The organism is Bordetella sp. N (genome assembly GCF_001433395.1).
Lineage (GTDB): Bacteria > Pseudomonadota > Gammaproteobacteria > Burkholderiales > Burkholderiaceae_B > Bordetella_C.
In genome coordinates this window covers 3,889,647-3,901,489 of sequence record NZ_CP013111.1, presented here as the reverse complement: position 1 = coordinate 3,901,489, position 11,843 = coordinate 3,889,647, and the positions used below count along the sequence as shown (strand labels likewise).

The window sequence follows — 11,843 nt, the reverse complement described above, 5'->3', positions numbered from 1 at the left end:
TGGGGGCAGCGCTTAGAAGCGATAGGACACCGTGCCCATCACGGTTCGTCCGGGGGCGACCCAGTAGGTCGCGCCGTTCATCTCGAAGTAATTGCGGTCGAAAATGTTTTCCACCGACAGGCGCAAGGTCGTCGACTTGCTGGCCTCGTAGGCCACCCACGCGTCATAGACGTGGCTGGTGCGGTTGTAGACCTCCGAGCCGCTCAGCCACACGCTTTGGTTGGCGTTGGGCGTGGTCATGCGGAAGCGCGCGCCGAGGGTCAGCTTGCGATCGAGCACGCGCACGCCGCCGCTGGCGACGATCTTGGTCTTGGGCGGCATCACGTACCAGAGGCCGGCATTACCGGGCACCCCTAAAGGGGTGCCGGGATAGCCGACCAGGCTGCCCAGCGGGTAGGGGTTGTAGCCGCCCTTGCCGGCGTCGACGAGCGTGCGGGTATAGCTCAACTCCGCGAACACATCGCCCGTGTCATAGTCGGCCTGCAGTTCCAGCCCCTTGGTGTGGAAGGGATGTTGCAGGTTCACGTAGGCAAAGGGTCCGAACAGGCTTTCGCCTGACGCGCTGATCGGCGACATGATGCGGGCCTGCGTGATGTAATTCTTGACGCGCGTGTCGAACCACGCCGCCTTCACCCGCAGCTTGTCGTTGCGGGTCAGCAGTTCATCGAAGCGCAGATTGGTGCCGATTTCCCAGTTGGTGGAGCGCTCTTCACGCAGATTGGGATTTGGGTAGTAGGGGAAGGAGTCGCCGGTATGCATGCCCCACATCAGCGACTCGGTGATCGCCGGCGGCCGCAGGCCTTTGCCCCAGCTGGCGAAGAACTGCACATGCTGCGTGGGCTTGAGGGCCAGCGAGACCTTGGGCGCGACGGCCGCCTGGCTGCGATTGACGCTGAAGTGCGTATAGAGATTGGTGGCAGTGGGGCGGACCCCGGGGGCATTGGCGATGGACCCCACATACATATTGCCGTCCCCCTTCAAACCGTACCAGTCATAGCGCAGGCCGCCGGTCAGCTCCAGCCAGTCGTCGCGCGTCAGCGCGGCTTCGGCGAAACCGCTGCTCACGGTGCGTTCCCCTTTGGGCGTCGCGCCGGTGAACCACAGCGACTGGCCGTCGGCGGACGGCTGGGCCTGTGGATCGGTCCAGTCGTGGTACCACTCGCCGCCCAGGCGTACCTTCGCATCGAGTCCGGGCAGCTTGAAATACGCCGTGTTCTGGGCCGATGCGCCCACCGTGCGCGTCTTGTAGCGCAGACGGAAGGCGCCATAGGCATCCGCCGCTTCGCGGTCCTGCTTGTCGGTGGTCTCGGTGTAATAGGCTTCGGTGTTCAGGTTGAGCCAGTTCAGCTCCGAGTTCCAGTCATAGCCCGCCGTGAAAGTGTTGCTGGTCACCTTGCTGTGCGACGTGACGGTGCCGTCCTCGACGTCGATGCTGCTGCCCTCGTCGAAGCGCGTGTTCATGCCGACGTAGCCGAGCCGTATCTCGTGGCCCGCGGCGGGACGAAAAGTGGTCTTGAACAGGCCCGATGTGGTCTCCTGTCCGGACAGCCGGCTGACGCCGCGCGTCAGGCCGCCCACGTCATCGCCGGCGCCGTGGGAGCCCCGCTCGAACGCGCCGATGTCCTTGCGGCTGACGCCGATGGTGAAATCGAGCTGGTCCTTGGGCCGCCAGGCGGCCGCGGCGCTGCCGGAGAAGTGATAGGCGTTGTTGCCGGACGTGAGGTTGATGCGGCCGCCGTGGTCGGCGCCGTCCTTGATCAGGTCATTGGCCGTGAGCGTGCGGAAGTTGACGGCGCCGGCGATCTGGCCCGCGCCTCCTATCGTGCTTTGCGGCCCCTTGCTGATGTCCACGCCAGCCAGCAGCTCGGGATCGACATAGGCCTGGCCGTTGATGCCGTGGCCGCTGCGCTGGAAGTTCTGCCGCGCGCCGTCGATCATCACGTTGACCCGGCCGAAATCCTGCAAGCCGCGGATGTTGATCGCCACGCCGGGGTTCTGCCGCGTCTGCGACGTGAAGACGCCGGGTACCGCTTCAAGCACGTCGGACGTATTGCGCGGCGGCAGACGGTCGATCTCTTCACGCGTGACCACCGCCACCGAGCCTGGTGTGCGGTAGGTTTCCTCGCGCGGATCGGCGACGCCGATGACCTGCACATTGGGTAGCTGCACCGCGGACGAGCTGTTGTCCTTGACCTCGGCCGGCGCCGGCCGGATGGTCACGACGCTGCCGTCGAATTCGCCACGCAGGCCCGTGCCTTTCAGCAGGGCGCCAAGCGCGGAGCGCGGTGAATAAGGCCCGGACAGCGGCGGCGCGTCGCGTCCGTTGACCAGGGCCATATCGACCACGATGGTCAGGCCGGCGCGTTCACCCAGCTCGGTGATGGCGGTCGCCAGCGGCTGCGCCGGCAGGTTGAGTTGGATTTCCTGGGCCTGCACGAAGGCGGGCACGCAGAGAAGCAGGGCCGCGAGCGCGGCAGGATGGCGAGGGAACATGGAGTTGCTCTGGGTTGCTGGTCTCTACAGCCTTGACGAGCGAACCCGCGCAATACCCTTGCTCCCGTTACATCTTTTTTAGATACGTCGCCTGATCGGAGCCGGCGTCGACCACCGAGACGGCGGCGATGCGCGGCAAGGTGAGCAGGAATTTCTCGATATCGACGGTGCGCACCACGGCCGCGATGCGTACCGCGCGCAGCGCGGGGTCGGCCAGGATGGGACGGTCGCGATAGCGCGACAGGATCGCGGCGACTTCGGTCAAGGGCGTGCCGGTGAAGGTCAGCACCTTGCCCTGCAACGAGAAAACGTCGGCGGCGGGGATGGCCGGGCGGTCGGCACCGGTGGCCGTGACGTCCAGGACCTGTCCCGCGGTCACCAGCCAGTCCGCGTCATTGCCCAGACGCCAGCCGAACACGCGGCGGGGCCGCGCCACCTGGACCTTGCCCCGCTGCACGCCCACGCGGGTGCGTTCAGCGAGGATGTCGATGGCGAAGTACGTGCCCAGCACTTTCACCTCCAGGCCGCCCATGTCGACCAGGAAAGGCCGCTGCGGCTCGTGCCGTACGTCAAAGGCGGCGCTGCCTTCCAGCATGGCGACCGAGCGCTGCTCGTCGCTGAATAAATAGGTGAGCGTGGTGGCGGGTCCCATCTGGATGCGTGAGCCGTCGGACAGGATGACGTCGCGCGTTTCGCCATGCGCGGTGGCAAGCCGCAAGCGGGTGCCCGTGTGTGGGCCGCGGCTGACACGCCAGAGCACTCCGACGCTGCCCAGCGCCAGTACCGCCGCCGCGCTTTGCTTGAGGGCGCCGCGGCGGCGCTGGCGTTGGCGCGTGGCCGCGCTGTCGCGGGCGGCGGCCAGGGTGCGCAAGCGCTCCGCGTCGTCGAACTCTTCCCAGGTGGCGGCAACTTCCGAGTAGGCGTGCGCGTGCGCGGGCGCCGCCATCAGCCAGGACTCGAAGCGCGTGCGTAGCGCGTCGTCGTCGGGTGAGTGGCTCAGGCGCAGGAACCAGCGCGCGGCGTCTTCGCGCAGGCGCAGTTCATTCGCGGGGGGCAGGGCGGCCATCAGGCCAGCAGCTGGCGCAGCATGCTCACGCGGGCCAGGCCTTTGACCGCATGGCCCTCGACGGTTTTCAGGGCGATGTTCAAGCGGGTGCTGATTTCAGGATAGGTCAGGCCTTCGACGCGCAGCAGCCAGAACACCTCGCGGCAGCGGGGCGGCAGGCTTTCGATCACGTCCTGGACGGCCACCAGGCGCTGGCGCAGGTCGGCCAGCAGCTCGCTGGAAGGCGCGGCGCCGTGCATGCCGTGCAGCGCACGTTCCATGGCATCCCCGTCATTCGGGAGGGGCACGTAGCGCGACTCGTTGCGGAATTGATCGACCAGCACCGAGTCGACGATGCGCCGCACATAGGCATGCGGCTCATCGATCTTCTGCGGCGCGCTTCTTGGGCGCGCCATGAGCACGGCGAAGCGTACGAGGGCGTCGTGCAGGACATCCTTGGCGTGCTGCGCGCTACCCGTACGGCGCAGGATGGCGCGCAGCAGGTCGCTGTAAACCCAGTCGAGACTGAGTCCCAGCCAGGTCAGGCTTGAGGGTTGAGACACACGCATGGCCGATCTTCGAATGACACAACGGCTCGAAGTGTAATGAAAATGAATCTCATTTGCCAAAAAGTTTTCTAAATTTCTCTTCATGTGTGTCAACGCGTTGCACACGGTGTTTATAATAATGATTCCTATTTGCGTTGAAGCAATGCCATGTCGGCCGAATCGCCCAGCTCAGTATCCTTCCAGCGCCTGTACACGGAGCACCGCCCGTGGCTGGTGGCATTGTTGAGGCGCAAGCTGGGTAATGCCGAACACGCCGCCGAGTTGGCGCAGGACACGTTCGAACGTCTGCTGCGCAGCGGGCCCGGCGCCTTGTCCATGCTGGAGCCGCGCGCCTACCTGACCACCGTGGCGACGCGCCTGGCCACCAGCCACTTCCGCAGGCAGGCGCTGGAGAAGGCCTATCTTGAAGTGCTGGCCATGCAGCCGGAGCCGATGGCCAGTTCACCCGAGGACCACCTGCTGGTTATCGAAGCGCTGGAGACGGTGTGGAGCGCGCTGGACGGACTGTCGCCGCGCACGTTCCAGGCTTTCATGATGGCGCAGATCGACGGGCAGCCCTATGCCGACGTCGGCGCCAGCCTGAATATGTCGGTCGGCGCCGTGCAGAAGGCCGTCGCCCGTGGACTGGAGCGCTGCTACCTTGCGCTCTACGCCTAGCATGGGACAGCTCTTTCGCCTGGTCGCGCCCCAGGCCGACAAGATCGACCGCAATGTGGTGCGCGAGGCCGCGCTATGGATGGCGCGTCTGCAAGCCGGTCACGACGCCGATGCCGAAGATGCCTGCCGCCGCTGGCGCGAGGCCGCCGCCGCGCATGAACTGGCGTGGCAGCGCCTCAATGGCCTGGGCGCGGACCTGCGTACCGGCTTGCAGGGTGTCGGCGAGGCCACGGCCAGCGCCACCTTGCGCGAGTCGCGCCGGCGCGCGGCGCGGCGCGGCTTCACCAAAGGTGGGCTTACCGTGTTGGGCGCGGGCCTGCTTACCTGGCAGGTGGCGCCGCCCAGCTGGTTACGTTGGACCGCGGATCAATCCAGCGGTGTCGGCGAGCGCCGCGCGTTCACGCTGGACGACGGCACGCGGGTGGTCCTGAATACGGACACCGCCATCGACGTGCGCTATGGCGCGACGAAGCGCCAGATCGAATTGCGTTATGGCGAAATGCTCATCGAAACGGCCAAGGACGCCGCCGGCCGGCCCTTCGAGGTCCTGACCGGCGCGGGCCGCCTGACGCCCGTCGGCACGCGTTTCGTGGTCCGTGACGGCATGCCGCGCGACGGGCTGGCGTATCAGCTGACGGTGCTGGATGGGGCGGTGGACGTGATGGCGCCCAATGCTGGCGGCTTGCGCATCCAGGCGGGCCAGCGCGCCTTGTTCGGCAAGGCGGGTGTGGACGGGCCGGTCAAGGCGCCGGTCGCCGCCGATGCGTGGGTGCGCGGCATGATGGTCGCCGACGGCATGCCCTTGCGCGACTTCCTGCGAGAGCTGGGGCGCTATCGCCACGGTTTCTTGCGTTGCGCCCCGGAGATCGCGCAATGGCAGGTGGTGGGGGCGTACTCCCTGGACAACACGGATGCCGCGTTGACCCTGTTGACGGAGATCCTGCCAGTGCGGATAGAACGCCGCACGAACTACTGGGTCACGGTGGCGGCACGTTGAGCTATTCCGCATGAAAGCATCCGCGATCTTCCAGGCTGGCACATCGCCGCGCCGCGCCCTGGCGCAGACGTGGCACGCCTCGCGCGCCTGGCATGTCTACATCCTGGCGACCGGCCTGCTGCTGGTCCTGCAGGCAGCGGGACCGCCGGTGGCGCTGACCCTGCGCTTCGACCGCGCCGCCATCTTCGCGGGGCAGTGGTGGCGCCTGTTCACGGCCCATGCGGTGCACCTGTCCTGGTCCCATTGCGCCTTGAACGTGGCTGGCCTGTGGCTGGTCGCGGCGTGGTGTCGCGCACCGCTCGGCGCGGGGCGGCTGTTTCTTTATTGGGCAGGCTTGGGCGGGGGCATATCCGTCTTGCTGCTTTACGCCACCCAGGTGCCGGACTATGTCGGCTTGTCGGGCGTCTTGTATGGACTGTTCGTGCTGGTGCTGTTGCCGCAAGCCTTACGCCGCGATGTGCCGGCGGCCTTGGCCCTGCTGGCGGTGCTGGGCTGGGCGGCATGGCAGGGACTGGCCGGGCCGTCCGTCGTCGAGCAGGCCTTGATAGGCGGTTATATCGTGACGGCCGCCCATGGCTTCGGCATTGTTTTGGCGACGGCATGGGTGCTATGCGTAGGCTTGCTGCGTGGAGCGGGTTCAGGCGAGGTGATGCGGGCAGGCCCGCGGAAACGATCTGAAACGGTTATAGGACGTTTAGGGTAGTCGGCATTCAAGAAGAGTAACGATGTGCGTTCGAGCGGGATATCGGCGGCGGGCGACGCTACCATTCGCCGTACCGTTCAACGTATGAAGGAGATTTCCATGGGAATTTTTTCCACGATACTTAACGCTATCTTTCCTTCGAACCACCCGGCTACCACCGAGGCCGCACCCACGGCCGGCGCCGCGCCTGCGGGCGGTGCGGCGGCAGCCCCCACGGGTAGCCCCGCCGGCGGCGCGGCCAATCTGCCTCCGGTGGATGTGGGCGCTATCCTGACGGCCAAGCAGGCCAGCAGCGGGCAGACGCTCAATTGGAAGACGTCCATTGTCGACTTGATGAAGCTGCTCAACCTGGACAGCAGCCTGGCCGCGCGCAAGACGCTGGCGGGGGAGCTGGGATATACCGGTAGCACGGATGATTCGGCTGCCATGAATATCTGGCTGCATAAGGCGGTGATGACGAAGCTTGCCGAGAATGGCGGGAAAGTGCCGGATGATTTGAAAGGGTAGTCGCCGGCACACCCCGAGGTTATTCATGAGGGGCGCAGCCCCTCATCCTCAAGGAGACTCATCATGGGTTTCGATCTTGGCAGTCTGCTTTCCCAGTACGCTAACGCGGCCAAAGGCGGTGACCCCACGGCGCCGGCCGGCGATGTGGGCGACCACTTCGATCAGGCCGCGCAGAATGCGCCGACGGATCTCCTGAGCCAGGGGCTGGCCGCGATGCTGCGCTCCGACCAGACGCCGCCTTTCGCGCAGGCGGCGGCACAGATGTTCGGCCAGGCCGATCCCAATCAACAAGCCGGCATGCTCAATCATCTATTGAGCGGGCTGGGCCCCCAGGTACTGGCGTCGCTCATGAGCGGCGCCGCGGGTGGGGGCCTGGCTTCCCTGCTGGCGCAGGCCACGCAAGGTGGCGGCACGCCGACGGTCACGCCGGAACAGGCATCCACTGTCACGCCGGATCAAATGGCGCAGATCGCCAGCCACGCCGAACAGCAGAACCCGGACATCATCGAACACATGACCGCGTTCTATGCCCAACACGCTACCTTGATCAAGACGCTAGGCGGCGCGGCCCTGACCGTGGCCCTGGCGAGGATGCAGGCGAGCCAGCGGCGCTGAACGCGCCGCGCTTCGCCCCTTCATCACCGGCCGGCGGACGCCTCCTTGCCGCCGCCGGCCAGCCACGCCTCGTAGGCCGGCACTTCCATCTCGAAATGCTGGCGGGTCTGGGTGTATAGACGACCGAACATCCGGCCTATGGGATGATAGCGGTCGGGATCGATGTAGCCGGTCTCCATGTCGAACAGGCCGTCGCGGACGTGCATGCGCACCACCTCTCCCAAGGTGATGTGCCGATGCTGATTCACCTCGATCATGGCGATCTTGCGGCACTCGAAGGCGACCGGCGCCTGCACGATGCGTTGCGGCCGCACCTTGCTGCTGGGCGCCAAGGTCAATCCGGCCTGCTCGATCTCGCTGACCTCGGGAGGGAAACTGATGGCGCAGACATTCATGGCCGCGGCGAGTGCTTCATCGACAAGGTGAACCACGAACTCGCCGGTTTCCTTGATGTTGATCGTGGTGTCCTTCAGCTCGCCACTGCCGCGCTTGTCCTCCAGGCCGATGGCGAGCACCGGCGGGTTCTCGCCCATGGCATTGAAGAAACTGAACGGCGCGGCGTTGTGCCCCGTGCGCTCGGACCAGGTGGTGATCAGCGCGATAGGCCTGGGCACCACGGTGGACGAGATCAAGCGGTACTGATCGGCGGGGTCCAAAGACTGGATATCGATTTCCATGTAGGTCCTGTCAGGAAAAGAATGAGGGGTGCCGAGCGACCCAGTCGGCGTAATGGCGTAGCGCGGCGTCGCGCCCGAAGCGAGGGGTGAAGCCCAGATCGGTGTGGGCGCGCGTGGCGTCGAGCCCGGCGCGGGGTGTCGCGCCGTAATAATCGATGTTCGAGTGCCGCGGCGACACCTCCCAGTGGAAGCCGGGCACACGCTGTTCAAGCGCGCCGCACCAGTGCACCAGCAGGTCGGACCAATCGAGATTCGCCGACAGGTTGTAGCGCTCGTAAGCGGGATCCTGTTTGGACAGCAGCGCGATCAGTCCGTCCACCAGGTCCGGTACATAGATCATTTCACGCCGTGGATAGACCCCGGGCAGAATGACGGTCTTGCCTTGCGCCGCAAGCGCGGCAATCTGCGCGCAAGGGCTGACCAGGTCACGGGCGCCCGTCTTGCCCTCCCATGGCCCCATGACCGAGCCGATGCGCGCGGTGACGACACTTACTCCCCACAGCGCGCCCAGGCGTAGCGCGGTGCACTCCGCCGCGTACTTGGTGATGCCGTAGAGAGTGTCCGGCACGGTGGGAGTACCGGCTTCCGCGAGCAGGCCGTCGCCTTCGACCTCCGCGCCATAGACGGTCAAGGAACTGGGATAGACGAAGCGCGTCACGCCCTCGTCGGCCGCGGCGCGCAAGACGCGTATGGTGCCGCCCAGGTTGACGCCGATGACGTCCAGCGGCTCGCTTGCCTCTCGTTGCGGCCCGGCCGTCACCGCCGCGCCGTGGAAGACGTGAGTCATCCCCTGGCAAGCCGTGCGCACGGCCGCGTCATCGCAGACGCTGCCTTGCCTTGCGGTCAGACGCGCGGCATGGGGTCGCAAGGCTTCCAGGAAGGTTGACGGCGGGGGACGCGAATCGAACAGGCGGACCTCGGCGCCCTGTTCGAGCAGGGCCTGGGCCAGGGCCAGGCCGACGAACCCCGCGCCTCCCGTGATCAATACGCGCATCATGGCCGGCCCCGGGCCATCAGACGACCGTGCCTTCGGGCAAGGTGAGCAAGTGGTCATAGATCTCGCCCGGACGGGTGAGCCAGACCTTGTCCGCTTGCGGATGGTTGACGATGTGCTCCAGCGCCTTGCGCAAGGCATACAGGCGATAGGGCTGACCGACGATCATCGTGTGCAGGGCGATGCCCAATACCAAAGGCTGACGCTCTGACTGCCGCAGCATCTCCTCGAACTGATGCACGATCATCGTGGCGAAATCCTCGCCGGTGTGATGGCGCACGATGATCTGGGGCGAGTCGTTGATTTCCAGCGAGTAGGGCATGGACAACAAGCGGCCTTGCCGCGTCTTCATCCAGATCGGTTGGTCGTCGCCCGGCCAGTCCATCTCGAAATCGAAGCCCGTTTCCTGCAACAGGTCGGGCGTGACGCGGCTTTGCGACATCCACGGCCCCATCCAGCCGCGCGGCGCGCGCCCGGTGTGATGCTTGATCTTGTCGCGGACTTCCTCCAGCAGGCGTTTCTCGTCTGCTTCCCACAACTGCCCTTGACGCTCGGCATTGGTACGGCCATGGCCGATGAACTCATCGCCGCGCGCCATGATGGCTTCGGTGATGGCCGGTGCATAGTCCATGACGGTGGTGTTCATCAGATGGCAGGCGGGTGCCTGCAGGTCGTCCAGCAATTCCAGCAGGCGCCACACGCCAACCCGGTTGCCATAGTCGCGCCAGGCGAAAGTGCGGGGATCGATACCGGGCAAGGTATTGGTCATCGCGTGGCCCAGGCCTTCTCCGAACGCGAAGTGCTCGATGTTCAGGGCAAGGTAGATGGCCAGGCGCTTGCCCTCCGGCCAGGAATAATCCGGACGTTGGGTGATGGCGGAGTACGGATAGCGGCCGTGATGCGGTAATTCCAACATGATGTTCGGTTCCCGGTGAGATCAGTAGGCGGCGGCTTGTTCGTCGTTGGAGGCGCGGAAGCGGCGTACGGCTTCCGCGTGCAAAGCGCGTTCGGCTTCGCCATTGGCGACGACGGGCGGGGTTTCCAGGTCGAAGTTGCCGTGGTCCTTGCCCCGCACCAGGGACGCCGTAAGACGGGTCTTGCTGGTGCAGCGGGAGCTGGCGGGAATGAAGCTGAACCCCAGTCCAACGCGGCGATGGTCGGTGGTGTTGGGGCCCGAAGCGTGCACCAGGAAGGTGTCGTGCAGCGACATCTGGCCGGCACTGACAGGCATGAATTCCGTGTGCGATTTGTCGAAGGGAACGTCGACCGTCTGGCCCTTGGACAGCAGGATATTGTCGGTGTGGTTCTGGCCGTGATGCAGCTGCCCCAGTTTTTGGGAGCCAGGCACCACCTCCATGCAACCCGCCTCCACCGGCGCATCGGACAGCGCTACCCAGACCGTCAACTGCGTGGATGGCGCCAGGCCGAAATAGGTGGCGTCCTGATGCCAGTTGATGAAGGCGGAGTCGTGGGCATTCTTGGGCCACACGGACAGGTGGAACAGCAGGATGTCGGGTCCCAGGATGTCCTCCACCGCGTCCAGCACCGCCGGGCTTCTGGCGATGCTGTCGACCCAGGGAAACAGTAGATGCGGCTTGAAGTTAAAGCCCTTGGTCAGTTGGCGCCCCTGCGAGGCCTCGAAGGATTCCAGCTCCTTGAGGTAGCCCGCCGCCTGTTCGCGCGTGAATGCGTCGACGGGACTGACGTAGCCCTTTTCCTTGTAGTGTTCGATCTGGTCTTGCGAAAGTTTCTTGCCCATGTGGTGCTCCGCGATGTGGAGAAAACAGAGAAAAAGCGACTGCCGCAGGCGGTACTACTTGGCTGCCCAACCGCCGTCGACATACAGATGGCTGCCGGTGGTGAAAGAGGAATCGTCACTGGCCAGGAACAGCGCGGCGCGCGCGACCTCCTCGGGCCGCCCCATGCGGCCCATGGCGTGGCGCGCCATCCAGCGCCGGCCGGTTTCTTCGGGATCTTCGTAGCGCTGCAAAGATTTGCGTACCATGGCGGTATCGGTGACGCCGGGCATCAGGGCGTTGACGCGTATGCCCTGGTGCGCGTGGTCGACGGCCATGGTCTTGGCCAGTGTCGCCAACGCGCCCTTGCTGGCGATGTAGGCGGCATTGTTGCCGCCGCTGGACGCCACCAGTTGCGAGCCGAGCAGGATCACCGATCCGCCGCCACGCGCGATCATCGAAGGGACCACCGCGTGCAGCCACAGATAGCTGCCTTTGACGTTGATGTCGAACACGCGATCCCACAGCGCTTCGTCTATGGTGTCCACGGTGCCGCCGACGGATACGCCGGAGCAGGGCATGATGACGTCGACGCCGCCCCAGGCGCTGATGATCTCCTCGGCGCTACGCCGCACCTGGGCGCTTTGCGTCACGTCGCAGATGGCCGTGCGGCAGGCGCCGCCGTCGGCTTCAATCCGTGCGGCGATATCGCGCAACCCCGGTTCGTCGATGTCGATCAAGGCGACGCGCGCCCCGTGGCGGGCGAAGAGCAGGGCAGTGGCGGCCCCGATGCCTGAGGCGGCCCCCGTGATGACCGCGACTTTGTCGCGCAGTTTTTGTTCGTGCATGT

General features: G+C 65.7%; 13 protein-coding genes. 5 read left to right on the top strand and 8 right to left on the bottom strand.

The window, feature by feature from the left end; translation table 11 throughout:
* Positions 1-12 precede the first annotated feature (12 nt).
* The 3 genes from ASB57_RS16625 to ASB57_RS16615 form a co-directional block, all read right to left on the bottom strand.
* The gene (locus tag ASB57_RS16625; RefSeq protein ID WP_057653230.1) at positions 13-2,493 is read right to left on the bottom strand and encodes a TonB-dependent receptor; all 2,481 of its coding nucleotides are present in this window, start codon (positions 2,491-2,493) and stop codon (positions 13-15) included.
* 67 nt (positions 2,494-2,560) lie between these two features.
* The gene (locus ASB57_RS16620; protein WP_057653229.1) at positions 2,561-3,559 is read right to left on the bottom strand and encodes a FecR domain-containing protein; all 999 of its coding nucleotides are present in this window, start codon (positions 3,557-3,559) and stop codon (positions 2,561-2,563) included.
* A complete protein-coding gene (locus ASB57_RS16615; RefSeq protein WP_057653228.1) occupies positions 3,559-4,107 on the bottom strand; it encodes an RNA polymerase sigma factor in 549 nt (182 codons plus the stop codon). The genes ASB57_RS16620 and ASB57_RS16615 overlap by 1 nt, the downstream gene beginning before the upstream one ends.
* Before the next feature lie 147 nt (positions 4,108-4,254).
* On the opposite strand from ASB57_RS16615, the gene ASB57_RS16610 reads away from it, so the two are divergent.
* The 5 genes from ASB57_RS16610 to ASB57_RS16590 all read left to right on the top strand — a co-directional run bounded on the left by ASB57_RS16610 (position 4,255) and on the right by ASB57_RS16590 (position 7,586).
* Entirely contained in the window at positions 4,255-4,764 is a 510-nt protein-coding gene (locus ASB57_RS16610; protein ID WP_057653227.1) for a sigma-70 family RNA polymerase sigma factor, read from the top strand.
* The gene (locus ASB57_RS16605) at positions 4,748-5,761 is read left to right on the top strand and encodes a FecR domain-containing protein (protein WP_156414191.1); all 1,014 of its coding nucleotides are present in this window, start codon (positions 4,748-4,750) and stop codon (positions 5,759-5,761) included. Before ASB57_RS16610 ends, ASB57_RS16605 begins: the two co-directional genes overlap by 17 nt.
* 10 nt (positions 5,762-5,771) lie before the next feature.
* Positions 5,772-6,464, top strand: a complete 693-nt coding sequence (rrtA, locus tag ASB57_RS16600) for a rhombosortase (RefSeq protein ID WP_082621661.1) — start codon at positions 5,772-5,774, stop codon at positions 6,462-6,464.
* Positions 6,465-6,563: 99 nt separating this feature from the next.
* On the top strand, positions 6,564-6,971 hold the full coding sequence (locus ASB57_RS16595) for a DUF3597 domain-containing protein (protein ID WP_057653225.1): 408 nt from the start codon (positions 6,564-6,566) through the stop codon (positions 6,969-6,971).
* Positions 6,972-7,034: 63 nt separating this feature from the next.
* Positions 7,035-7,586 (top strand): hypothetical protein, encoded by a 552-nt coding sequence (locus ASB57_RS16590; protein ID WP_057653224.1) that lies wholly within the window; start codon positions 7,035-7,037, stop codon positions 7,584-7,586.
* Positions 7,587-7,609: 23 nt separating this feature from the next.
* Here ASB57_RS16590 and ASB57_RS16585 read toward each other — a convergent pair whose 3' ends face one another.
* From ASB57_RS16585 to ASB57_RS16565, 5 genes are read right to left on the bottom strand one after another with little or no spacing between them, the layout of a single operon-like run.
* Complete coding sequence (locus ASB57_RS16585; protein ID WP_057653223.1) at positions 7,610-8,263, bottom strand: flavin reductase family protein; 654 nt, start codon at positions 8,261-8,263, stop codon at positions 7,610-7,612.
* A 10-nt stretch (positions 8,264-8,273) separates the two neighbouring features.
* Positions 8,274-9,260, bottom strand: coding sequence for an NAD(P)-dependent oxidoreductase (locus ASB57_RS16580; protein WP_057653222.1), 987 nt, complete (start codon positions 9,258-9,260; stop codon positions 8,274-8,276).
* Between the two features lie 16 nt (positions 9,261-9,276).
* Complete coding sequence (locus tag ASB57_RS16575) at positions 9,277-10,173, bottom strand: polysaccharide deacetylase family protein (RefSeq protein WP_057653221.1); 897 nt, start codon at positions 10,171-10,173, stop codon at positions 9,277-9,279.
* A 21-nt stretch (positions 10,174-10,194) separates the two neighbouring features.
* Positions 10,195-11,016 (bottom strand): phytanoyl-CoA dioxygenase family protein, encoded by an 822-nt coding sequence (locus ASB57_RS16570; RefSeq protein ID WP_057653220.1) that lies wholly within the window; start codon positions 11,014-11,016, stop codon positions 10,195-10,197.
* 54 nt (positions 11,017-11,070) lie between these two features.
* A complete protein-coding gene (locus ASB57_RS16565; protein WP_057653219.1) occupies positions 11,071-11,841 on the bottom strand; it encodes an SDR family NAD(P)-dependent oxidoreductase in 771 nt (256 codons plus the stop codon).
* Positions 11,842-11,843: the final 2 nt, after the last annotated feature.

Excerpts from the sequence above, each read along its gene's own strand:
- ASB57_RS16615 (WP_057653228.1), bottom strand. The coding sequence starts at position 4,107 with ATGCGTGTGTCTCAACCCTCAAGCCTGACCTGGCTGGGACTCAGTCTC.
- ASB57_RS16585 (WP_057653223.1), bottom strand. The coding sequence starts at position 8,263 with ATGGAAATCGATATCCAGTCTTTGGACCCCGCCGATCAGTACCGCTTG.
- ASB57_RS16565 (WP_057653219.1), bottom strand. The coding sequence starts at position 11,841 with ATGCACGAACAAAAACTGCGCGACAAAGTCGCGGTCATCACGGGGGCC.
- ASB57_RS16590 (WP_057653224.1), top strand. The coding sequence starts at position 7,035 with ATGGGTTTCGATCTTGGCAGTCTGCTTTCCCAGTACGCTAACGCGGCC.
- ASB57_RS16595 (WP_057653225.1), top strand. The coding sequence starts at position 6,564 with ATGGGAATTTTTTCCACGATACTTAACGCTATCTTTCCTTCGAACCAC.
- ASB57_RS16575 (WP_057653221.1), bottom strand. The coding sequence starts at position 10,173 with ATGTTGGAATTACCGCATCACGGCCGCTATCCGTACTCCGCCATCACC.
- ASB57_RS16610 (WP_057653227.1), top strand. The coding sequence starts at position 4,255 with ATGTCGGCCGAATCGCCCAGCTCAGTATCCTTCCAGCGCCTGTACACG.
- ASB57_RS16625 (WP_057653230.1), bottom strand. The coding sequence starts at position 2,493 with ATGTTCCCTCGCCATCCTGCCGCGCTCGCGGCCCTGCTTCTCTGCGTG.
- rrtA (WP_082621661.1), top strand. The coding sequence starts at position 5,772 with ATGAAAGCATCCGCGATCTTCCAGGCTGGCACATCGCCGCGCCGCGCC.
- ASB57_RS16580 (WP_057653222.1), bottom strand. The coding sequence starts at position 9,260 with ATGATGCGCGTATTGATCACGGGAGGCGCGGGGTTCGTCGGCCTGGCC.
- ASB57_RS16570 (WP_057653220.1), bottom strand. The coding sequence starts at position 11,016 with ATGGGCAAGAAACTTTCGCAAGACCAGATCGAACACTACAAGGAAAAG.
- ASB57_RS16620 (WP_057653229.1), bottom strand. The coding sequence starts at position 3,559 with ATGGCCGCCCTGCCCCCCGCGAATGAACTGCGCCTGCGCGAAGACGCC.